This is a genomic window from Psychrobacter pygoscelis (assembly GCF_004335015.1).
Lineage (GTDB): Bacteria > Pseudomonadota > Gammaproteobacteria > Pseudomonadales > Moraxellaceae > Psychrobacter > Psychrobacter pygoscelis.
In genome coordinates, this window is sequence record NZ_RQRU01000007.1 from 85,873 (window position 1) to 107,383 (window position 21,511).

Sequence of the window (21,511 nt, forward strand, 5' to 3'; positions counted from 1 at the left end):
GTATAAATAGCGCTGACTATTTATATACTCAAAGAGTTGTTGATAGGTAGATTATTAATAGGGGCTTGGTCAGACGCTAGTGGGTAGTTATTCGTTAGCGGATAAAGCTGTCAGGTCGGGCAGCGGCGGTAGCTGCTCTAAGCTCTCTAGCCCAAAAGCATCTAAAAACTCAGAGGTCGTGTGCAACAGTGCCGGACGGCCAAGCGTATCTTTAAAGCCTTTCTCAACTATCCAGCCTTTATCAAATAGCTGACGCAAGATATTACTAGACACCGTCACTCCGCGGATTTGCTCAATATCACTACGAGTAACTGGCTGCTTATAAGCAATAACACTGAGCGTCTCAAGGAGCGCTTGACTTAGACTCTCTAGCCGCTGCGGAAAGACTTGCTGAATAAGTGAGCTGTACTGATCAGCGATCTGTAATCGATAGCCGGTAGCGGATTTATTTAATTGTAGCACGCCGTTTGCTAGGCGCTGCTGTAATACCAGTAGGGCGGTATCTAGCTCATTCTGTGATAGCGATAGATGTTTTTTGAGCTGATTGTCCGTTAAAGGCGTCTCAGAGGCGTGAAGTAGCACTTCTATATGCCGACTTAAGGTCTCAAAGCGAGCATGGGCCTCAGCTGCTTGAGTAGCAGTTCGCGCAGGACCCGAAGCAAGCTGCTGTGATAAGCTTGTTTGGCTCTCTTCATGCTTAGAAGTGGTCTTAGATATTGCGGTTTTATTGGCGCTCATATACTGTCAGTTGCCGATTAGGATAGTAGTAGGGGAGTAAGAAGTATGGCTATGACCTAGCTGACCCACTGTAAGGTTAGCTCTGACATTGATAGGTTAGTAGAAGTTGCTTCATTAGCAGCATCATTCTTAGCATCATTGATGTTTAGGGTACTATCTAACATATTTGATTGAATATCGTTAACTTTTGACAGGTTACCGTCAGAGACTGGCGCAGGATAAACCACGGTAATCAATTGACGCTTTATCAGCTCAAGAACGGCGACAAAGCTAACGACGATACCTAACTTGCCTTGAGATTTATCCAATAGGTCTGCAAAGCTGCCCTGACCTTGGCTGGCAAGCTGGCGGCTGATACTGGCTATTCGGTCTTCTAACGGTATCGAATCCGCCTTTACCGTGTGCATCTGATAATCAGGCTTAAGCTGCATCTTAAGTAGACTGTCAGTGAGCATGGTGGCAGGGTAGCTAGGAAGCTCAGCCGCCATTATCTCAGGATTTGGCAGACTGGCCATCGCTAAGAACACATCACGCTCAAGGCGCACCAGCTGGTCTAAGCGCCGACTTGCTTCCTTAATCTGCGCGTAATCTTCAAGGCGAGCGATTAGCTCAGCCTTAGGGTCACGCTCATCTCGCTTGCCATCTACTTCTTCAGGTCGCGGTAATAATAGCTCGGTCTTAATCGCAATGAGCGTTGAGGCCATGAGCAAGTAGTCACCTGCCAACTCAAAATGAGCCTCGTCCAGCTCGCTAATATAGGCCAGATACTGCTCAGTAATGGGCAAGATTGCCGTATCGGTCAAATCAAAATTGTTCTTTTTGACCAGATATAGCAAAAAGTCTAGCGGCCCTTCAAACTGTTCTAGCCAAATCGCAAACGCTTGCGGCGGGATATAGAGGTCTTCTGGCAGCGACTCAATAGGGGTCTGGTAGAGTCGCACCGCTGTATTGGCTAATGTAGTCACCGATTACTTAAGCTTCGCTAAAGGTTTAATACCAATGGCTCGGCGGGTCTTGTCTAACTGCTTGCGACTATGACGGCGGGCTTTATCTGCGCCCATTTTCAGGATTTCTTCTAGCTCTTTTGGATTGTCCATCAAGTGATTATAACGCTCACGGAATGGGGCAATCTCGCTATTAATTTTATCGAATAGTACTTGTTTGGCTTCGCCCCAACCGATGCCAGACTCATATCTTGTCCGTAGCTCAGCAATCTCATCCACTGAGGCAAAGGCTTTATATATCTCAAAGATAGTAGAGTCGTCTGGATTTTTTGGCTCTTCAGGTAGCTGCGAGTTGGTGACAATCCTCATGACCGCTTTGTGCAATTGTTTTTCCGCATCAACCTGTGGATTCAAGTCGCCAAATAAAGGAATGGTATTGCCATAGCTCTTACTCATCTTGCGGCCATCAAGTCCAGTGAGTAGCGGCATGTCATCATCGACCATCGCCGAGGGCAGGGTGAATAAGTCTTTATACTTATGATTAAAAGTACCTGCGATATCACGCGCCATTTCAATATGCTGGATTTGGTCACGGCCGACGGGCACATGTGTGGCGTTGAACATCAAAATATCAGCGGCCATCAGTACGGGATAGCCAAATAGCCCCATAGTAATGCCTTGGTCAGGATCGACGTCAGTCTTGCTCATATTGGCATCAACAGCGGCTTTGTAAGCATGCGCACGGTTCATAAGACCTTTGGCACAAGAGCAGTTGAGTATCCAAGCCAATTCAGGAATCTCTGGTACATCGGACTGCCGATAAAAGGTGACTCGTTCAGGATCAAGGCCACAAGCTAGCCAAGTAGCGGCGATAGCTTTGGTGGACTCATGAATCTGTTTGGGATCAAAGCATTTGATGATGCCGTGGTAATCTGCTAAGAAGAAAAAAGCCTCATCCTCACTATTTTTAATAGATTGAATAGCAGGACGAATAGCACCGACGTAATTTCCCAAGTGCGGGATACCTGTTGTGGTAATGCCTGTTAGGATGCGTTTGGGTTGTGAATCAGCGGTATTATTACTAGCATTGTCACTCATGATGGATCCAATAGATATTATTAATGTCAATAAAATGATTAAGTATAACAAATATTCGCCAGCTATTTAAAAGATGCGCTCAGCAAATGGTAAGGCAGTTAATGAGGCATAACAGCACACTACCGATCAAGGTGATGATTAATCGTAATAGTCCGTCCGCCCGCTTTCATTATGCTTAAAACGGCGATGAAACCACATCCACTGTGTTGGGTCGATACGAATTAAGCCCTCGAGTAGCTCATTGACCCTTTTGGCATCAAAGACTTCATCATCACTGGGATAGTTATCCAAAGCTGGCGTGATGGTAAGGTGATAATGCGGTCGCTTGCCTCGTGGTAGATTGTCAGCCGTTTGTCGATAGGCATGTAGCGCCACAACCACAGGGGGGTGAGCCTTGTCGCCGAGTTTGGCCAAACGGCGCGGCGCGGTAATAGTGGCAGCAGGAACACCAAAAAATGGGGCCATAACGCCATGCTTAAGTCCGAAGTCTTGATCAGGAGAGTACCAAATAACGTGGTTGGCCTTAATGCTATTTACGAGCGCCCGCATATTACGATGCGATATCTGATGCTCAAACAACTTACGACGGCAATTATAGACTAACCACTCAAGCAGTGCATTGTTCTGCGGTCGATAGACACAATCTAGGGGCGTAAACTGCGTTAGAAGAAGGCCGCCAAGGTCAAGCATCGTATAGTGTGCACCTAATAGCAGCACCGCGCGGCCTTGCTGCTGCGCGCTAATCAAATGCTGAAGCCCAGATATTGATACTGTGCGGGTAAATACATTGGGTCTAAGCCAAGCACAAAGCGTCTCAAAGATACCAATGCCTTGATTGACAAAGACTTGCTTGGCCATAAGCTCGCGCTCTGCCTCAGGCTTTTCAGGAAAAGCCAAGCGAAGATTGACCAACGTATCATTTTGCCGAGTCTTAGCCAGATGATAGATGGCGATGCCAATCTTGCGCCCTAACCAAAACTGCCAGGCCAGTGGCAAATAAATAAGCGGCAAGATGATAGCTAAGAGCAGCCATATCCCCCAGTATTTGGGCAATAAAAATTGCCATTTAAAAGGTTGCTTAGGCTCAAGATGGGATTGCTTATGATTGTCAGTGATGCTAGGCATACCTGCTGGTATCGCAGGGGACTTTTTATTTGTACGGTGCGAATTGTTTAAATAGCTCGGACTGGTATTTGGTTTATCGTTGTAAAAAGGACTAGCGGCAGGGTCAGAAGTTTTGATGATGTTCTTCTGACGAGCAGGATCAAAGCGTTGCGGATCTTTCATAAGCGCCATCAACAATTAAAATGTATGAATAGGTCTAGCTATTATAACTGAATCAGTGCTCAAAACGGGTAGGGCTTAGAGGCAACAATGTAATAAGTGGTGTCAGTTGTCTGATTGCAGATACAAATAGTATAGACAATAAAAAAGTGACTGTATAAACAGTCACTTTTCTTAATTCAGCAAATAATGTATAGCAAATAACTGGGTAACAGTATCGATTAACGTTTTGAGAACTGTGGACGCTTACGTGCTTTACGTAGACCAAGTTTCTTACGTTCGACTTGACGTGAGTCACGAGTAACGAAGCCAGCCGCTTTAAGAGCAGGTTTTACTGTCTCGTCAGCTTCGATCAATGCACGAGTGATACCATGACGAATCGCACCAGCTTGACCATTAATACCACCACCTTTTACAGTGATGTAGATGTCATAGCTGTCACTTGAGTCAAGTAGCTCTAGTGGCTGACGAACAACCATACGAGAAGTCTCACGGCTGAAGTATTCGTCAAGTGGCTTGCCATTTACTACAATATTACCAGTACCTTTCGCTAAAAAGACACGAGCAGTAGACGTCTTACGACGACCTGTACCATAATTTCTGTCAGTAGTGCTAAGTTCCATAAGTGTCTCCTTAGATGTCTAATTCTTGAGGCTGTTGTGCTTCATGTGGGTGTTCAGTACCCGCATATAGCTTTAGCTTCTTGATCATGGCATAGCCAAGTGGGCCTTTTGGAAGCATACCTTTGACAGCCTTAAGTAGAACATCTTCAGGCTTATGCGCAATCAACTTAGTAAAGTTGGTTTCTTTAATACCGCCAGGATAACCGCTGTGGCGATAGTATTTTTTATCTTGAGCTTTTTTGCCAGTTACCGCGATTTTTTCCGCATTGATAACGACGATGTAATCGCCAGTGTCAACGTGCGGCGTAAAATTCGGCTTGTGCTTACCACGTAGGCGGAGAGCAATTTGGCTGGCTAGGCGACCGAGAGTTTTGCCGTCAGCATCCACAACATACCAGTCATGGGTCACCTCAGATGGTTTTGCACTAAGTGTTTTCATGATAAAACCTTAAAATAATAGTCGTTGAGAGTTGGAAACGGGGCTCTCAAAAAACAGACTGCACATTATAAGCAGTGGGGCGCTAGCTTGCAAGCCAAATTACGCTTTATTTTGCCACAATAATTAGTACTGCCTTAATCTGCTAGCGAAAATTGATAAAGTCCAGCAAAGATTTGTCCCACTTTGCTCTGCTTTAAAGACTCAAATTTATAAGGGCTGGTAAGCTCTGGAGCAGTAAGAATGTCTTCAATAGCTCGGTTAGCTTCAATATAGACCAAGGTTTGCTCAGTGAGCAAATTATTGTCGATTAGACTGTTGAGTATTGGTAACCAAAGATCAAGGTCATAAGGAGGGTCAAGAAAAACAATATCGAACTGAGACAGCTGCGCCGCGTGTTGCTGCAGAATAATCTCAGCTTGGCCCGTGAATATTTGCACCTTAGCGTCAGTCAATTGAAGCTGCGCTGCACTAGCATGAAGTTGTTGGCTTTGTTTGCTATTCGCTTCAATAAAAGTGCAGTGCGCCGCCCCTCTTGATATCGCCTCAAAGCCTAACACACCGCTACCAGCACAGCAGTCTAATACGCTAGCCTCAAAAAGATCGGCCATGAGCCAGTTAAAAAGAGTCTCGCGCAGTCGATCTGGAGTAGGGCGCAGTCCTTCAGCATCGATAAAAGCCAATTGACGCCGCTTAAACTGCCCCCCGATAATGCGAACGCTACTGCTCGCCGGTTTTGAGTGGCGAGCAGGTTTACTGGTATGAGTGCTTTGCTTAGCAGAGGGTCGGGCTTTATTGTTTCGCATAGGCGGACTTAATAACTCAGTAACTAAAGATAAACTTACAGCCCTTTGCGGCAATCGTTGAAGCCGCTAATAGAGCAGTTATGGGTGACAGGTTATTCAGCAGCGCCACTATCAGAAGATGGCTGATTGGCCGCTTCTTGCTCTGCTAGTAGGGCCTCTTGTGCTTCGCGCTGTGCTTTTTCTGCCGCTTTTTGCGCGCGAATGGCTTTGATTTCCTCCGCACTAGGCGGCTGAATTGGGTCATTAGGCCGCTGCAATATCCAGTAGTCTAGTAATTCTTTGGCTATTGGCGCTGCGGTAACACTACCGCCGCCGCCATTTTCCACCAATACGGCCACGGCAATTTGAGGGTTCTCTATAGGGGCAAAGCCATTAAACCAAGCATGATCCCAGTGACGCTCATCGAGTGCAGCCTTATTATAGCTTTTACCTTGAGCGATGGACTTCACCTGAGCTGTACCCGTTTTACCGCCACTACGATATTTCGGATTAAATAACCTACGCGCCGTACCATGCTTGACGTTTTCTTCCATCGCATATTTCATGCGTAGCCAATCCGCTTTGTCACCATTAAATTGAATGACACCGTCAGGCTTTTCGATGGCTTCTACCTTCACAGCACCCTCACTACGTTTGAGCAAATGCGGGGTGATATGTTGACCTAGATTGACGGTCATGGCAGTGGCGGCAGCAATTTGTAGTGGCGTTGCTAAGAAATAGCCTTGACCAATACTTACCGAAATAGTCTCACCAGGTAGCCAGTCTTTGTCATAGGTCTCCTTTTTCCACTCAGGTGAAGGCATCACCCCAGCTTTTTCATTAGGAAGATCGATACCGGTAGGTGAGCCAAAGCCAAAGCGTATCATCCAGTCATGCAGCCTCTTGATACCCATCTGATAGGACAGCTTATAATAGTAAGTATCGACGGACTCGGTGATCGACTTAGTGAGGTTGACATTACCGTGACCGCCACGTTTCCAGTCACGAAAGCGGTGACTGTCACCAGGTAAGGTGAAATATCCTGGATCATAGATGGTACTGTCCCAGTCCATCAGGTTATAGTGAATAGCGCCTAGGCCTTCAAAGGGTTTGATAGTCGAGCCAGGTGGGTACATCCCTTGCAAAGCTCGGTTATAAAGTGGCTGATCTGGATCATCTCTAAGCGCGCCATAGTCTTTAAAGGATATTCCGGAGATAAAGGGGTTGGGGTCATAGCTTGGATTGCTCACAAAAGCCAGCACATCACCATTATTAGGGTCGATAGCGACAATAGCACCGCGGCGTCCATCGAGCTGATCCTGAGCTACTTTCTGTAAGCCATAGTCAAGACTTAGATAGATATCATTGCCCGGAACTGGTGGCTTGGTATCTAGCTGACGAATGATATTCTGACCGGCGTCGGTCTCGACTGACTGATAGCCGGGCTGGCCGAGCAATATGTCCTCATACTGAGCCTCAATGCCAATCTTGCCAATCAAGTCAGTACCAGCATAGCGATCTTTATCTATTCTTTTAGACTCTTTATCATTAATACGACCCACATAGCCGATAACATGAGCGAACAACTCATCATAAGGATAAGTGCGGGTTAGTTTACTTTGAATATAGACACCATTAAAAAACGGCTTACGCTCACTGAACTTAGCCAGCTGTGATTCAGTTAAATCTATCTTTACCGTTACTGGATTATTTTTCTTATTGTCTTCTAAGCGCGCCAAGATATCCGTGATCTCTTCGTCAGTGAGCTCAAATATAGGGGCCAATAGCTGCAAGGTCAGCTTAGGATCGCTCACCTCATCTGGATTGAGCATGGCTGTAAATACTGGCTGGTTGTCAGCCAAGATAATGCCATTACGATCGTAGATATAGCCGCGACTGGGCGGTGAGGATATTAGCTTAATGCGGTTATTATCGGCCTCAGTCTTGTATAGGTCATGAGCGTAGACTTGCAGGTAGCCATAGCGTGCGATGAGGGCGAGCAGGCCCAAAAATATAAACACACCCGCCACGATAACTCGGCGCCTAAAAATACGGTTAACTTGGTCAGTATCGGGAGCGAGAGGCTTGTTCATGAGAGGCAAATAAGCTTGGTAAAATTGGGCAAAATTATATCATACTAGAACTTACTCATGAGCAGTGTCCTGATTGAGTAAGTTATTCTTTTTCTGCCAGTAACTTAATAACAGCCACTGTTGTAACTCAGTTAAGCAGCGAATCAGCTTATCAGTCCGGTAGCAGACTGCTCGGTCAGTCACTATACGAAGCGTGTCAATATAAGCGAAATATGCTAAAATCACTCGGTTTAAATCGTCACAGTCTAATTTTAAAGATAACAGCCTCGCAGGTGGTGTTTTTGTTGAGGTTGGCTGGCAATCTCTATCATAACGGCTGCCAGAGCTAAGATAACAGAGGCGCGTGACGGTACAATAGCGGCAAATATGGCTGCAGGCAGCTGCCGAGATAAATGCCGCAAGCATTGATTCTATTTTGCTATTGGTTATGTTGTTGGTCTGGCTGATGGGTTTTTTACTTCATTTTTTTGAACAATCTGAATACTTCACTGGTTAAAGCAGGGGCATAAGCAGTCATGAGTGGATCATCTATATGGCAGGCCCTAATTGAGCATCCTGAATTTATTGCGATGCTCACCATTCCTCCTGTCACAGCCTTTGTGACTTGGGCGCATGTCTGGATGGCGCTCAAGATGTTATTTTATCCCATCAAGTTTTGGGGCATTCCTATCTCCAATCTGCCTTTTGGTATTCCAGGTCTTGGCTGGCAAGGTATTGTCCCGCGAAAAGCCGGTAAAATCTCTGGGGTTATCGTCGATCAAACGTTGTCTAAACTTGGCTCGCTGGATGAGTTTTTTCAGGCTATGGAGCCTGAAGAGATGGCAGATTTTATTACTGATGCGGTAGATAACAATCTTGAAGCGTTAATTGATGAGATTATGAATGAGCGCTCAGACACGCTTTGGGGACGAGTGCCTTATGCTGTCAAGCGCCGTATCTATGCTCAGGCCCATGAAGAGCTGCCTAATATCATGAAAGCGTTGGTCGTCGATTTAACCTATCATGTCGAAGACTTGGTAGACATGCGCCAGATGATCGTTAGCACCATGGAAAATGATCGCAAGCTGATGGTGAAGATGTTTTTGAAAGTGGGGCAAAAAGAGATCAACTTTATCTGGCATATTAGTGCTCTGATTGGTCTGATATTCGGCATCATCCAGATGTTTATTTTTGTCATTATACCTCAGCATTGGACCGTGCCTTTCTTTGCAGCTATTTGGGGCTTTTTGACCAATTGGATCGCTATCTGGATGGTGTTTAACCCTATTGAGCCGCACTATGTGCGCTATCTGAAGTTCTTTAGACTCTCCAAGAGCTTTCCTTTTATTATTCCCGAAGTCCCCCATATTGCTAAGTATAACTGGCAAGGCGGCTTTATGAAGCGTCAAGAAGAGGTTTCTACCGTTTTTGCTGAGATTGTGGTCAAAGATTTGGTCACTTTAGAGAACATCATGAATGAGATGATGTTTGGGGCGCGTGCCGAGCAGACGCGGCAGCTTATGAAGTCGCATTTATATAGCATTTTAGAGACGCCACTGGTGAGTACGACTTTACGTGTTGGCTTAGGCCGTAGAGAGTTTGGCCACCTAAAGAATACCATTATTGATAAGTCAATCCATGCCACGATGGAGCCACTACGTGATCCGTATTTGAATGAGAGCCGTGCCAGTAAGATTTTTGGCCTATTTCGTGATCGCATCCGTGCATTATCGCCGCATGAGTTTCAGAATTTACTGCGACCAGCCTTTCGTGAGGATGAGATGACCCTTATTATTTTAGGCGGCGCTACCGGATTCCTTGCAGGTTGGCTACATCTTATATTGGTGTTTTTCCCTATCGCGGGATAGGGCGCTGATTAGCCTGAGTGCTGGCGTATCTTACAAAACGGGCGCGAAAGCACTAAAGAAAGATATAGCTATAAATTCGATATATTCTATTGGCTAATACAGCGAAGTCAGTACACGATATCAATATTTAGTTAAGGATATTGCTATATTATCCAAGAGGTTATCGGCCTAATGTGCATAGATAGTTTTACGATGTAGATAATTCTCCATAGGCAGCTTCAGTTCATTAAACGTTAGCTTCTCAATTACTGACAGACCCTAAGAATCCTCATTGATGCAAAGATATACTCCTAAGTTTCACTCAATTAATCTCAATGCCAACGGCTGGTTTCAGTTCTGGTTTCAGCGCTGTCATCAGTACTGCTTTCATTGCTTTGATAAGCCACTGTCAACGATGACCATTACCGGTCAAACAAGGTCAGATATATGTTAATCACAGAGCTGGGTTACTTTGCCTTACTGGCTGCCTTTGTGCTCGCCATATTACAGGTAGTATTGCCAACCCTTGGAATTTTTCGTCATCAATTAGCTTGGCAGCGCTTAGCGCCCAGCTTAGCTTGGGCACAGTTTGCGGCAATGATTCTATCATTTTCCGGACTGATGGCAGGCTTTTATTATAATGACTTTAGCTTGGTGTATGTGACCCAGCATTCCAATACTTTGCTGCCGTGGTATTACCGAGTTGCAGCAACTTGGGGCGGGCACGAGGGGTCATTACTATTATGGATGACCATTTTAGCCACTTGGTGCGCTCTGGTGTCATTCTTTAGTCGTGGTTTGCCTTTGGCGATGCGCGCTAGAGTATTGGTCGTATTGGCCGTGGTTCAGGTCATGATGTTAGCCATGTTGATCTTTACCTCTTCACCATTTGATCGCACATTGCCTAACTTGCCAGTTGATGGGGTAGATCTCAACCCTGTCCTACAAGACCCTGGTCTTATCTTTCACCCACCAATGCTCTATATGGGTTATGTGGGGATGGTTGTACCTTTTGCCTTTTGTATGGCCGCGCTCTGGGCGGGCAGACTTGATGCGGTCTGGACCCGTTGGTCTCGACCTTGGACGCAGGCTGCTTGGGGCTTTTTGACTTTAGGTATCGCTCTTGGCTCATGGTGGGCTTATTACGAGCTTGGCTGGGGCGGTTGGTGGTTTTGGGACCCTGTCGAAAACGCCTCTTTAATGCCATGGCTAGCCGGAACAGCGCTCTTACACTCATTATCAGTGACCGAAAAGCGCGGAGTCTTTAAGGCTTGGACCATCATGCTTGCTATATTTACCTTTGCACTGAGCTTGTTGGGAACGTTTTTGGTACGCTCAGGAGTGATAACCTCGGTTCACTCTTTTGCCGCCGATCCTACCCGTGGTCTTGCTATATTGGTGATCTTAGGCGTTATCATTGGTGGTGGACTATTGATGTTCGCGCTACGCGGCTGGCGCTTGACGGTAGAGAGTCAATATCAGCTTGTCTCCCGTGAAACCTTCTTAGTGGTTAATAATGTTATCATCTTGATATCGACCTTGGTGGTGCTTTTGGGCACTCTATATCCAATTATCGCTGATGCTTTCAATCTAGGCCAAGTCTCTGTAGGCCCTCCATATTTTAACGCACTGTTTGTACCGCTCACTTGGCTGCTACTGCTAGCTATGGGCATGGGCTCGAATATCCGTTGGAAAAAAGACAGTCGGCCATTGCTAGGTGCGGCGATGACTATAGCAGTCAGTAGTGCTGTGTTAGCCGCATTGATTACCTACTTTGTTCATCCAACTGACATGCTCAATATCGCTGTCACTATTGCCTTAAGCTTCTGGGTGCTGCTGTGGATGGCAGTAGATATTAAAGATAAAACTAAGAATGCCCCAAGTCTTTTTGCTGGTCTTGGTAAGCTGAAAATGAGCTACTGGGGTATGCAGCTAGCGCATATTGGTGTCTTAGTAGTTGCCATCGGCGTCGGTGTGACCAGCGGCTTAAGTGTCGAACGAGATGTGGCGCTCGGCGTGGGTGATAAGGTCAGCGTCCAAGGTTACGACTTTGAAATTGCGAATTTCAAAGACATCAAAGGCAGTAATTTTGATGGGACGGAGGCAGAGGTGCTGGTCAGTCATAATGGTCGAGCCATCACCACCTTGCGACCGCAAAAACGCACCTATGTTGTCAGTATGATGCCGATGACCGAGGCCGCTATTGATGCCTCACTCATCCGTGATATTTACGTCGCGCTTGGTGAGCCTATCACTGAGGACAGTCATCAGTGGGCAGTGCGTATCTATGTCAAGCCACTGGTACGCTGGTTATGGCTTGGGGCAATTATTATGGCACTGGGTGCGGTATTATCCATGTTTGATCGCCGCTACCGTCTTAGTCCACAACGTGAGCCGCGCGCAAAAGTGTTAGCGAATCCTACCGCTGATATCAATCAAGATGTTTTTCCTGAGTCAGCAAAGCAAGTAAGGAAGCGATAATATGGATAAGAAGCAACTAAAACTGTGGTTTTTAATTCCACTCATCGTCTTTATTGGTCTGATAGTGATGCTGTTTTTTCGATTAGGTAAACCGACTGAAATCGAGACCAATACTGCGCTTGAGCGTCCCGTACCTGCATTTGAGCTGCCACTACTATCGGACACCTCGCGCTCCATTACAGATGCTAATCTGCCTAAGAAGCCATATCTCATCAATATCTGGGGATCATGGTGTCCGACTTGTATCATCGAACATCCCTTCTTATTAGATCTAAAAGAGCGCGGCGTGGATATTGTAGGGGTTAACTACAAAGATGAGATCGGTGATGCACTGAATTATTTAAATGGTCGCGGCGATCCCTTCCTATTATCAATTCAAGATAAGTCAGGTCAGTTTGCCCTTGATTTAGGCCTTACTGGTGCGCCTGAGACCTTTGTGGTCGATGGCAATGGGGTAATTCGCCAACACATCATAGGTGAAGTTAATGAGGTCAACTGGCAAGAGCGAATCGAGCCGTGTATGAACGTGCTAAATGAGCTGCCCGCTAAGACCAGCAAGAGCGATGTCGCTAAGGTTATGGAGGCGTGTCAATGAAGTCTATAACCACGCTCTGTCATGATATTTATCGCGTCACTAGCAAGCTTATGACCATGCTTTTGCTGGCGATTACTATGATGATAGCACTCGCGCCTTCTGGCTATGCAGCCATTGACGTGTATGACTTTGACTCTGAGCAGCAAGAGGCTCAGTATCGTGGTCTCATTGCCGAGTTTCGCTGTCCAAAATGTCAAAATCAAAATTTGGCAGGTTCTGACGCTCCAATTGCTCAAGACTTGAAGCAAAAAACCTATGATATGGTCAAAGACGGTCGTAGTGATGCGGAGATCCGTGACTATATGCAAGAGCGCTATGGCGACTTTATTAGCTATAAGCCGCCCATTCGACCTTCAACCTGGGTTCTATGGTTCTTTCCGCCGTTACTCTTAATTGTCATACTAGCCGGCTGGTTCTGGCGTACGCAGCATCGTCATCAGCGTATCGAAGCCGATGGAGTATCATCTGCAAAGACGCGATTATCTAGTGAGGAGCAAGCTAAGCTAGATCGACTGCTGGCAAGTCGTACCACTCCTGATAGCCAGTCGGAACTAACAGAGACGTCAAAAACGGCTAAGTCAATTAGCGAAACATCGAGTCAAGAGCAAAGTAAAGGGGCGTCTTAATGAGTGTATTTTCGACCTTTGGGTTATTTATTACCTTAAGCTTACTAATGGCACTGGTACTGGCTTTGATCGTGATTGTTCCTTGGCTGCGTGCAGGTAATTCAGGACAGATGATGCGCAGTGTAGACAATCAGCTCATCGATTTAAACGTCGATGTCTTTAAGTCGCGACTGCAAGAGCTGGCGACTGACTTAGCAGCAGGCCGCTTAAACGAGAGTCAATATGAGACACAAAAGCTAGAGCTTGAGCGTCAGTTGCTTGATGCAGAGCAGACGGCAGCACCCATGCAAAGACCGGGTATCAAGAGTCGATTGATTATCATTATCTGGGTACCGCTTCTTGCCGCATTAGCATACTATCTGGTTAGTGATCGAAGTAATGTCTTTACGCTATGGCAGGCCCAAGATAGCGTCGGTCAAGTCGCTGATGATCTACTCACTGGCAAGATCGATCAGCCACCAGCGTGGGCTGTAAAAGATGGTAGTGCCTTAATCTCCGCTATGCAGACCAATGTCTATCGTCATGCCGATGATCCCAATCGCTGGATGCGACTCTCAGAGCTATTCTTGTCTCTAGAAGCTTCAGATTCAGCACTTGAAGCGCTGTCGAGAGCTTACCGACTATCACCAGAAGATGAATCGATAGCCACCACCTATGCGCAGATTAGCTTTTTTGCCAAGGGTGGCAATCTCGATGCCAATAGTCGCCGAGTATTGCAAAATGTCCTTATTGAGCATCCTGATCATGAGGGCGCGCAGATGCTGATGGCAATGGGCGAGGCTCGCGCAGGTAACTTTGAGCAGGCGCAAGGCTGGATTCGTAAGCTACGAGCGAGCATTGCACAAAAACCTGGTGATCATGATCAAGCACTGTCAAGCCTTGATGAGTTGAGCGCGAATATTGCCGCTCAGCAGGCTCAAGCTAGCGCTGGAGTGACGGTCTCGGTGAGCATCAATTCAAGCTTACTGCCGCTGATAAAGGCAGATGATGTGCTGTTCGTCGCCATCCGTTCAGCGGCAGGTGGGCCACCTTTTGCGGTCAAACGATTGCCAGTCAGTCAGCTAGACAATGGGCGTATTTCGGTCACTCTAAGCGATCTAGATGCCATGATGCCTGAGCGTACCTTGCAAGCTGCTAGACAGGCTGACGAGCAGCTCGTGGTGACGGCGCGAGTTAGCCAATCAGGCAATGCTATGAGTCAATCAGGTGACTTGTCTGCTAACCCTATCGTCTTGCAAAAAGATCAAGAGCAAGTCAATATTGAGATCGCTCAGCAAGTTCCATAAAGTGCTGCCATACCTTGGCGCTTGTAGGGTTAAGACTTACCTTTTTATTATCGATAAAAGTAAGCTGCATATCGCTTGTGGTATGACCAAGATAAAGACGGTCAATGCTCTGTAGTGACTGCTATCAATACCATAACGCACAAGGCCGTACGACTGGTGGTAGTGTCATAAGACTAAGTGTTAAAATCACTTGAGCTTTAAGGTCTGACAAGGTAAGGTATTCGGGTATTAATTTGTAACACTGATATAACATAAAGAAGGATAGTTAAGTATGATGCGTATTATTTTATTAGGGCCACCAGGTGCCGGAAAAGGCACCCAAGCACAGTTTATCTCTAAAGAGTTTGATATTCCGCAAATCTCAACAGGCGATATGCTACGCGCTGCGATAAAAGAAGGGTCTGAGCTTGGCCGTAAAGCTGAAGATATCATGAAGGCAGGTGGCTTAGTCTCTGATGATCTAATTATCAACTTGGTCAAAGAGCGCATCGCGAAACCAGACTGCGCCAATGGCTGCATCTTTGATGGCTTTCCGCGCACGATACCACAAGCTCAGGCATTAGCTGATGCAGGTGTCGATATCAACCACGTGGTTGAGATCAGTGTTCCTGATGATGAGATTGTTCAGCGTCTGTCGGGTCGTCGTCAGCATCCAGGATCTGGTCGTGTCTATCATATACAGCATAATCCACCAAAGGTTGAGGGTATTGATGACGTTACTGGTGAGCCACTTATCCAGCGTGATGATGATAAAGAAGCGACTATCCGTGAGCGCCTAGCCACTTACCATGAGCAGACCTCTACCTTGGTTGGTTTCTACAAAGAAAAAGCGAATGAAAGCGGCGCTGCACCGCATTATCATAAATTTGACGGAACGCAGAATATTGATACCGTAAAAGAGCAAGTTTTATCCGCGCTTAAGTAGATAAATAAATCTTAAGAAGGCCCTGACTGTTGAGATGGTTGGGGCTTTTTTAATGTGGATTTTAATTTATTAATCTGAATTAAGGCGCGATTGACAAAGATTAGCCTCTATTTTTCAACCTATCGTAGTAACAGCGAGGCGTCGCCACCAATCAGCAATATTCTTCGATAAGTTAACGCAGTCAAAGTCTTTTAAAACGGGGCAATAGTGGGACAAAGTTAATTGCCATAAAAAAACCGCCAAGTACATAACTTGACGGTTTTTTAGTAGCCAGTCTTTTCACTTATTAAAGCTTAAGCATTACCTTCGCCAGCGGCTTGATCTTGTACCGCTTGTTGTTGGCTTTGGGCATAGGCTTGGTCAAAGTTTACTGGCGCTAACAACAGCTGTGGGAAGCTACCACGAGTAACGATATCACTGATAACTTCACGCGCGTAAGGGAATAAGACATTCGGGCAATAAGCACCTAGGATTTGACCGACTTGCTCTTCAGGGATATTCTGCATTAAGAAAATACCTGCTTGATGAACCTCGGCAATAAATGCTGTCTCATCAGCATTTTTGGCAGTGACATTCACAGTCAAGACAACTTGATAATGGTCGTCATCTAATTTTTCAGCACTGCTAGATAAATTGATGTCCAGCTCAGGGTTCCACTCTTTAGTAAATACTTCAGCGCCAGGGACTTCAAGCGACATGTCTTTGACGTAAATTCGCTCTAGGGCTAGTTGTGGTTGGGCTTGTTCTTCAGCCATGTTGTGCTCCTTTAATATTGGTATTATCAATTATAGTAATAAGTCTTAAACAATGCTCGGTCTAGCCGTTTAGCAATTCGTCAAGCTTACCTTCTTGGTTTAATGCATTTAACTCTGAAAATCCGCCGACAAAGGTATCGCCGATGAATATCTGAGGTACAGTGCGGTAGTTATTGGTCTTTTGCATGAGGGCCATACGATCTTCACGGCTCATATCGTGCATGCCAATTTCTTGGTATTCAACGCCTTTAGATTTTAACAGCTGCTTGGCATTTGAGCAGTAAGGGCAGATAGGGGTGGTATATACTGTAACAGGGACGGTCATAAAAGCTCCTTAAAGCGGTAATATGATTTATAAAGCCAAAAATTTATAAGCGAGTCATTAAGTTAATGATGGGTGATAGATTCTATCTCCCATGGCCGCTAATCTTATCTTGTGAGCAACTAATCTTATGCGCAACTAAATGGTATCTGCTAGGCCTGATAAAGATAACATGGGGCTTTTTATTACATATTCAACAGTTATTTAACTTTTGCCTTACCAGAAACGGTTTTTTTACCGTTGCCTTTTGCGCCAACCAACGGCATTCCAGCGGCTTGCCAACCACCAATACCACCATCCAGACGGAAGACATTCTCTTTGCCGATCATCTGCACAGCGGCGCCAGCTTGTACGCCCATATCGCAGACAATAATAATCGGCTGCTCAATCGCGCGAACTTCATCCAAGCGGTCTTTTAGCTGGGTAAAGGGAATATTGCGACTGCCTTGAATGTAACCGGTTTCAAACTTATTTTTTGCACGAATATCAATCAGCTGAGCATTTTGCGAATTAACCATCATCCCAAGCGTATTTGGTGTGACTTTTTTGCCGCTGCGTTTATTTTCAATAGTAAAAAACAGCACAATAAGCACCCCTAAAATGCCAAATAAAAAGGGGTGATTGCCCATAAACTCAAACCAACGACTAAAATCCAAAGCATACCTCCAAAAGTGAGCGTGTAGTTGGCGCATTAGCTTCAGCAACCTGTCGTCAAAAGAGACGATAGGCTGCTGCTAAATCTAAACATAGCGCCTAACTATAATCTTATCAAAACGCATTATACCGACAACGACGCTCGATTGCATTAAAAGCAAGTCAGGCGGCATGGTTCAGCAGCGATTCATTCGTTTTACTGTGCTGATCCAATCACAGCCAGCCAGCATCGACAGCCTCTAATAATCCTTGGTATCCGCTTCTGCTTGCAGTACCACTAGGTTCTCTACACGGCGTTGTAGCACTTCACCCGCTGCCACTGCCTGCCATAGCGCGCAGCCTTTAGAGTTATGGGTATGTTTGCAGTCGCGAAATTTGCACTCTGCTGATAGGGGCGCGAGCTCAACAAACCCTGAAATCACATCATCAGGAGTTAGGTGCCAGATACCATATTCACGGATGCCTGGGGTATCTACGATACCACCTTGGCTCAAGTCGTCGGGCACGAAGGGTAAGAGCCGACTTGTCGTAGTCGTATGTTGGCCCAGCTTCGAGTTTTCTGATATCACGTTGACGCTTTGCTCAGATTCGGGAAGTAGGGCATTGATTAAGGTGCTCTTACCAACGCCAGATTGACCAGCGAAGATAACCAACTTATTGTCGATTTTGTGCTTTAAATCTTGCAGCCCTTGCTGCGGCTTGCCCTGATTAGGATTGTCAGCTAAGAGAGTGGGGTCTTGGTCGCTAAGCACATTTTCAGGACAGTCCACTGAGGTGAGTACCGTCTCATACCCTAGCGCTTGATAGTCGGTCAATAAAGACTGTACCGAGGCAAAGGCCTCTTGAGTAAGCAGGTCGGCTTTATTAAGTACCAGTAGTGGCTGGACACCTGCATGATGACAGACGACTAGATAGCGATCAATAAGGCTGGGTGCCGCCATCGGTAGCGGTGCAAAGACAATAGCAAGGATATCGACATTAGCGGCGACGGGCTTGAGCTTGTGGTAGCGATCAGGGCGCGATACAAGAGAGGTCCGTGGCAGGACTGATTCAATACGGCCCAGTCCGGTATTAGGATCGGCTATCCAGCGGACTTGATCACCCGCGACTAGCATCGGTAAGTTGGTTCGAGCATGACAGCGCCAAATATCGTTCAAGGCGATAGGCTGCCAAAATGGCTCAGGATCATCCGCAGCGACCTGAGGTTTAGTGGGAATAGTATGTGGTAAGCTTGTGACTTGTACTTCTAGCTGCTTGCCATAATGCGCGATAACCACCCCGTCCATTAAGCTGTCATCTAGACTGTCTTGCTGGGTTTGTTGTTGCTTTTCAATACGCCGAATCTGTTGCTTAGTCAGCTTGCGCTGCCGAATCAATGCCATTATTTAGAACCTTTCATACGATTGTCTTCTATATTGAGTGAGTTAGAGGTATATTTTAAAGCTTCAGTTTATAGGGTCAAACCATACTTTGTACCCAGGCGACTAGATAAAAGATGACCAATAATACTGGTTATTAACAGTCGCTATTGAAGCGGTATGGGCGCTCATGAAGTTAATATTAACTGTATTGGAGTGGCCTGTGTCGTTGATACTAATTATTGACTAAAGTATTAACTGGCTATGGCCTTAGAATAATTTTCATTCAGTGTACCGCGAAAATTTGCTAACATACACCGCTTATCGTATAGATATTGACCAAAGTCAGACTGCAATCTTGACCTTAGACCAATCTATCAAGATAAATCTAGTATATTAACGCCGCCGCTCGACTCACTTAGTACTACCAATAGGATAATTTATGGCAACGACCGACCATCCCAACAAGATCAAAATCAAAAATCAAGGCAAAAAAGGGCTGGTATGGATTGATTTAGAGATGACTGGGCTTGATACCCAGAATGACGATATTATCGAGATTGCTACCATCGTCACTGATGAAGACTTAAATGTACTGGCTGAAGGCCCCGTCTTCGCCATAAAAGTATCAGACCAAAAGCTCAATGCGATGGACGACTGGAATACCAAGCAACATGGTCAGTCAGGATTGATTGATCGTGTGCGCCGCAGTAGCGTGACCCTTGAGCAAGCAGAGGCAGAGACCATCGCTTTTCTTAGTAAGTGGGTCGATGCAGGCAAGTCGCCGATGTGCGGTAACTCCATCTGCCAAGATCGCCGCTTTATGGCGCGGCAAATGCCAGAGCTTGAGCGCTTCTTTCATTATCGCAATCTAGACGTGTCCTCAGTCAAAGAGCTTTGCTTTCGCTGGCGTCCTGATGTGCTACGTAGCTTTGAGAAGACCAGCAGTCATCTAGCAATGGATGACATTCGTGATTCTATCCGTGAGCTCAAGCACTACCGTGAGCACTTCTTTAAATTGCTTGATTAAAAATTCGATAAGTAAGAGAGTAGTATTTAGACAACAGCTACAAAGCTCGCTCTATTGACTTTATGATAGGGATGATTAAGCTGCCGCTGTTGCTCACTACTTTTTTTAACTACTTTATTTGTTGTTATAGCCTCTGTCGATATAGCGGGTCAGCACAAATTTCTCTTTTGCTGACTCTTGACTTCTATCCTCCCGCATTACTATACCGATGACTGCTTCGACATATTGCCACGAGCTGTCCTTGTCGATTAGCCGCCAGTCTCCTAATACATAGCGTATTTTATCGCCGCCATTGCCATCATTAGCTGCTGGCTCTTGTTCCGCTAGCCTATGTAGCGCTGGTCGGTGCGTATGACCGTGTAATAAGGCCTCGTAACATTGGACAGCTTGGCTTACCGCTTGGGCATTCACATCCATGATAAAAGCTGCTTTTTTAGCGTTACCTTGTTGGCTTTTTTGCCGCATTTTATCGGCAATTTTCAGGCGATTTTCAAGAGATTTGTTCAATAAGTACCACTGAACTAAGCGGCTGCGCATAAGCTTGCGAAAGCGCTGATAGGCCTTGTCATCGGTACATAAAGCATCACCATGCTCAAGGCGAAATCGCTGTTGACCAATGACGAGGCTATAAGGCTCATAGATAAGGGTGCCGCCAAAGGTACTACAAAACGCCTGACCGAGTAAAAAGTCACGATTGCCATGCATGACGAGGATATCGCAGCCTCCTAAGCGTAGCTGTTTTAGCTCCTTGATTAGAGGCGTTATCCAGTGGGATTGTTTTTCGCTATCGTTCAATGATAGGTAAGCGTCATCGCCAATCCAAGCATCAAACCAGTCGCCTAGAATATAAAGCTGGCGCAGCTGGGGCAGTACTTGCAAATCGGCTAATAAAGTCAAAAAAGCCTGCACTAAGGCAGGCTCTGATGCAGATAAATGCAAATCACTAATAACGACCTGTTCAATATCATTTGGACAAGTCGTTAACAGATGATCATAGTTGATAAATTCACTCATGAATATAGGGAGTTATTCGCTAATGATCTTTGCAGAGTTGATGATTACTGGCTCTTTTGGTACATCAGCATGCATGCCATAACGACCAGTTGGAACGCCTTCAATTTTGTGAACCACATCCATGCCGCTAGTGACCTTACCGAATACAGTATAGCCCCAACCTTGCAAGTTTTTGCCGGTGTGATTCAAAAAGCCATTGTCTTTAAGATTAATGAAAAACTGACTGGTCGCTGAGTTAGGATCTTGCGTTCTGGCCATGGCGATCGTGCCCTCATCATTCTTAAGGCCATTATCGGCTTCAATTTTGATAGGAGCATTGGTAGACTTCTCGTTCATGTCCGCATCCATACCGCCGCCTTGGATCATAAAATCGCCAATGACACGGTGGAAGATCGTACCGTCATAGTGACCAGATTTGACGTAATCTAGGAAGTTTTTGACGGTATTAGGTGCTTTTTCTTCGTTTAATTCAATGACGATTTCGCCCATCGTAGTGTCAAGTTGAACAACTGGCATGTCACTCATGTGTGTCTCCTTTAGGTTTGGATTGGTGTTTGAGGTGATGTTTGATGTTGAATTTATAGTAGGATTACTAACGCAGCCCATAAACAGGATTGGCAGTAACAAGCTCGAACGGC

General features: G+C 45.8%; 22 protein-coding genes. 7 read left to right on the plus strand and 15 right to left on the minus strand.

Annotated features, from left to right (window positions below; genetic code table 11):
* Window positions 1-87: 87 nt before the first annotated feature.
* From scpB to EGV92_RS14005, 9 genes are all read right to left on the minus strand, one after another.
* A complete protein-coding gene (gene scpB, locus EGV92_RS12705; RefSeq protein ID WP_131669676.1) occupies window positions 88-738 on the minus strand; it encodes an SMC-Scp complex subunit ScpB in 651 nt (216 codons plus the stop codon).
* A gap of 56 nt (window positions 739-794) precedes the next feature.
* Window positions 795-1,703: a segregation and condensation protein A gene (locus EGV92_RS12710; protein ID WP_131669677.1), complete on the minus strand. Its 909-nt coding sequence runs from the start codon at window positions 1,701-1,703 to the stop codon at window positions 795-797.
* A 3-nt stretch (window positions 1,704-1,706) separates the two neighbouring features.
* Complete coding sequence (gene trpS / locus EGV92_RS12715) at window positions 1,707-2,780, minus strand: tryptophan--tRNA ligase (protein WP_131669678.1); 1,074 nt, start codon at window positions 2,778-2,780, stop codon at window positions 1,707-1,709.
* A gap of 138 nt (window positions 2,781-2,918) precedes the next feature.
* Complete coding sequence (locus EGV92_RS12720; RefSeq protein WP_242678742.1) at window positions 2,919-3,905, minus strand: LpxL/LpxP family acyltransferase; 987 nt, start codon at window positions 3,903-3,905, stop codon at window positions 2,919-2,921.
* Between the two features lie 380 nt (window positions 3,906-4,285).
* Window positions 4,286-4,687, minus strand: a complete 402-nt coding sequence (gene rpsI / locus EGV92_RS12725) for a 30S ribosomal protein S9 (RefSeq protein ID WP_131669680.1) — start codon at window positions 4,685-4,687, stop codon at window positions 4,286-4,288.
* 10 nt (window positions 4,688-4,697) lie between these two features.
* Entirely contained in the window at window positions 4,698-5,126 is a 429-nt protein-coding gene (gene rplM, locus EGV92_RS12730) for a 50S ribosomal protein L13 (RefSeq protein WP_131669681.1), read from the minus strand.
* Window positions 5,127-5,260: 134 nt separating this feature from the next.
* Window positions 5,261-5,929: a 16S rRNA (guanine(966)-N(2))-methyltransferase RsmD gene (gene rsmD / locus EGV92_RS12735; protein ID WP_131669682.1), complete on the minus strand. Its 669-nt coding sequence runs from the start codon at window positions 5,927-5,929 to the stop codon at window positions 5,261-5,263.
* A 92-nt stretch (window positions 5,930-6,021) separates the two neighbouring features.
* Window positions 6,022-8,001 (minus strand): penicillin-binding protein 2, encoded by a 1,980-nt coding sequence (gene mrdA / locus EGV92_RS12740; protein ID WP_131669683.1) that lies wholly within the window; start codon window positions 7,999-8,001, stop codon window positions 6,022-6,024.
* A gap of 251 nt (window positions 8,002-8,252) precedes the next feature.
* Window positions 8,253-8,402, minus strand: coding sequence for a hypothetical protein (locus EGV92_RS14005; protein ID WP_165525623.1), 150 nt, complete (start codon window positions 8,400-8,402; stop codon window positions 8,253-8,255).
* Window positions 8,403-8,516: 114 nt separating this feature from the next.
* Between EGV92_RS14005 and EGV92_RS12745 the strand changes: the two genes are divergently transcribed.
* The 6 genes from EGV92_RS12745 to adk all read left to right on the plus strand — a co-directional run bounded on the left by EGV92_RS12745 (window position 8,517) and on the right by adk (window position 15,740).
* Entirely contained in the window at window positions 8,517-9,848 is a 1,332-nt protein-coding gene (locus EGV92_RS12745; protein WP_131669684.1) for a DUF445 domain-containing protein, read from the plus strand.
* 426 nt (window positions 9,849-10,274) lie between these two features.
* Window positions 10,275-12,308, plus strand: coding sequence for a heme lyase CcmF/NrfE family subunit (locus EGV92_RS12750; protein WP_131669685.1), 2,034 nt, complete (start codon window positions 10,275-10,277; stop codon window positions 12,306-12,308).
* Between the two features lies 1 nt (window position 12,309).
* Window positions 12,310-12,903 carry a DsbE family thiol:disulfide interchange protein gene (locus EGV92_RS12755; protein ID WP_131669686.1) on the plus strand — a complete coding sequence of 198 codons (594 nt, stop codon included), beginning with the start codon at window positions 12,310-12,312 and terminating at the stop codon, window positions 12,901-12,903.
* A gap of 50 nt (window positions 12,904-12,953) precedes the next feature.
* Window positions 12,954-13,529 carry a cytochrome c-type biogenesis protein gene (locus tag EGV92_RS12760; protein ID WP_131669736.1) on the plus strand — a complete coding sequence of 192 codons (576 nt, stop codon included), beginning with the start codon at window positions 12,954-12,956 and terminating at the stop codon, window positions 13,527-13,529.
* The gene (ccmI, locus tag EGV92_RS12765; protein WP_131669687.1) at window positions 13,529-14,815 is read left to right on the plus strand and encodes a c-type cytochrome biogenesis protein CcmI; all 1,287 of its coding nucleotides are present in this window, start codon (window positions 13,529-13,531) and stop codon (window positions 14,813-14,815) included. Before EGV92_RS12760 ends, ccmI begins: the two co-directional genes overlap by 1 nt.
* A 274-nt stretch (window positions 14,816-15,089) precedes the next feature.
* Window positions 15,090-15,740, plus strand: a complete 651-nt coding sequence (adk, locus tag EGV92_RS12770; RefSeq protein ID WP_207401807.1) for an adenylate kinase — start codon at window positions 15,090-15,092, stop codon at window positions 15,738-15,740.
* Between the two features lie 293 nt (window positions 15,741-16,033).
* On the opposite strand, the gene secB is transcribed toward adk, so the two are convergent.
* From secB to rsgA, 4 genes are all read right to left on the minus strand, one after another.
* Complete coding sequence (gene secB, locus EGV92_RS12775) at window positions 16,034-16,495, minus strand: protein-export chaperone SecB (RefSeq protein ID WP_131669689.1); 462 nt, start codon at window positions 16,493-16,495, stop codon at window positions 16,034-16,036.
* A 61-nt stretch (window positions 16,496-16,556) separates the two neighbouring features.
* Window positions 16,557-16,820: a glutaredoxin 3 gene (grxC, locus tag EGV92_RS12780; RefSeq protein ID WP_131669690.1), complete on the minus strand. Its 264-nt coding sequence runs from the start codon at window positions 16,818-16,820 to the stop codon at window positions 16,557-16,559.
* Between the two features lie 197 nt (window positions 16,821-17,017).
* The gene (locus EGV92_RS12785; RefSeq protein ID WP_242678743.1) at window positions 17,018-17,446 is read right to left on the minus strand and encodes a rhodanese-like domain-containing protein; all 429 of its coding nucleotides are present in this window, start codon (window positions 17,444-17,446) and stop codon (window positions 17,018-17,020) included.
* A 264-nt stretch (window positions 17,447-17,710) separates the two neighbouring features.
* Window positions 17,711-18,853 (minus strand): ribosome small subunit-dependent GTPase A, encoded by a 1,143-nt coding sequence (gene rsgA / locus EGV92_RS12790; protein WP_131669692.1) that lies wholly within the window; start codon window positions 18,851-18,853, stop codon window positions 17,711-17,713.
* A gap of 418 nt (window positions 18,854-19,271) precedes the next feature.
* Between rsgA and orn the strand changes: the two genes are divergently transcribed.
* Window positions 19,272-19,859 (plus strand): oligoribonuclease, encoded by a 588-nt coding sequence (gene orn, locus EGV92_RS12795; RefSeq protein ID WP_131669693.1) that lies wholly within the window; start codon window positions 19,272-19,274, stop codon window positions 19,857-19,859.
* Window positions 19,860-19,973: 114 nt separating this feature from the next.
* Here the strand turns inward: orn and EGV92_RS12800 are convergent, their stop codons facing one another.
* Together EGV92_RS12800 and EGV92_RS12805 are read right to left on the minus strand one after the other, a co-directional pair.
* Window positions 19,974-20,873, minus strand: coding sequence for a UDP-2,3-diacylglucosamine diphosphatase (locus EGV92_RS12800; protein WP_131669694.1), 900 nt, complete (start codon window positions 20,871-20,873; stop codon window positions 19,974-19,976).
* A gap of 12 nt (window positions 20,874-20,885) precedes the next feature.
* On the minus strand, window positions 20,886-21,398 hold the full coding sequence (locus EGV92_RS12805) for a peptidylprolyl isomerase (protein ID WP_131669737.1): 513 nt from the start codon (window positions 21,396-21,398) through the stop codon (window positions 20,886-20,888).
* Between the last annotated feature and the right edge of the window lie 113 nt (window positions 21,399-21,511).

Bases quoted from the DNA above. Each gene is read 5' to 3' on its own strand.
- scpB (WP_131669676.1), bottom strand. From the start codon at position 738: ATGAGCGCCAATAAAACCGCAATATCTAAGACCACTTCTAAGCATGAA.
- trpS (WP_131669678.1), bottom strand. From the start codon at position 2,780: ATGAGTGACAATGCTAGTAATAATACCGCTGATTCACAACCCAAACGC.
- EGV92_RS12720 (WP_242678742.1), bottom strand. From the start codon at position 3,905: ATGCCTAGCATCACTGACAATCATAAGCAATCCCATCTTGAGCCTAAG.
- rpsI (WP_131669680.1), bottom strand. From the start codon at position 4,687: ATGGAACTTAGCACTACTGACAGAAATTATGGTACAGGTCGTCGTAAG.
- rplM (WP_131669681.1), bottom strand. From the start codon at position 5,126: ATGAAAACACTTAGTGCAAAACCATCTGAGGTGACCCATGACTGGTAT.
- rsmD (WP_131669682.1), bottom strand. From the start codon at position 5,929: ATGCGAAACAATAAAGCCCGACCCTCTGCTAAGCAAAGCACTCATACC.
- mrdA (WP_131669683.1), bottom strand. From the start codon at position 8,001: ATGAACAAGCCTCTCGCTCCCGATACTGACCAAGTTAACCGTATTTTT.
- EGV92_RS12745 (WP_131669684.1), top strand. From the start codon at position 8,517: ATGAGTGGATCATCTATATGGCAGGCCCTAATTGAGCATCCTGAATTT.
- EGV92_RS12750 (WP_131669685.1), top strand. From the start codon at position 10,275: ATGTTAATCACAGAGCTGGGTTACTTTGCCTTACTGGCTGCCTTTGTG.
- EGV92_RS12755 (WP_131669686.1), top strand. From the start codon at position 12,310: ATGGATAAGAAGCAACTAAAACTGTGGTTTTTAATTCCACTCATCGTC.
- EGV92_RS12760 (WP_131669736.1), top strand. From the start codon at position 12,954: ATGACCATGCTTTTGCTGGCGATTACTATGATGATAGCACTCGCGCCT.
- ccmI (WP_131669687.1), top strand. From the start codon at position 13,529: ATGAGTGTATTTTCGACCTTTGGGTTATTTATTACCTTAAGCTTACTA.
- adk (WP_207401807.1), top strand. From the start codon at position 15,090: ATGCGTATTATTTTATTAGGGCCACCAGGTGCCGGAAAAGGCACCCAA.
- secB (WP_131669689.1), bottom strand. From the start codon at position 16,495: ATGGCTGAAGAACAAGCCCAACCACAACTAGCCCTAGAGCGAATTTAC.
- grxC (WP_131669690.1), bottom strand. From the start codon at position 16,820: ATGACCGTCCCTGTTACAGTATATACCACCCCTATCTGCCCTTACTGC.
- EGV92_RS12785 (WP_242678743.1), bottom strand. From the start codon at position 17,446: ATGGGCAATCACCCCTTTTTATTTGGCATTTTAGGGGTGCTTATTGTG.
- rsgA (WP_131669692.1), bottom strand. From the start codon at position 18,853: ATGGCATTGATTCGGCAGCGCAAGCTGACTAAGCAACAGATTCGGCGT.
- orn (WP_131669693.1), top strand. From the start codon at position 19,272: ATGGCAACGACCGACCATCCCAACAAGATCAAAATCAAAAATCAAGGC.
- EGV92_RS12800 (WP_131669694.1), bottom strand. From the start codon at position 20,873: ATGAGTGAATTTATCAACTATGATCATCTGTTAACGACTTGTCCAAAT.
- EGV92_RS12805 (WP_131669737.1), bottom strand. From the start codon at position 21,398: ATGAGTGACATGCCAGTTGTTCAACTTGACACTACGATGGGCGAAATC.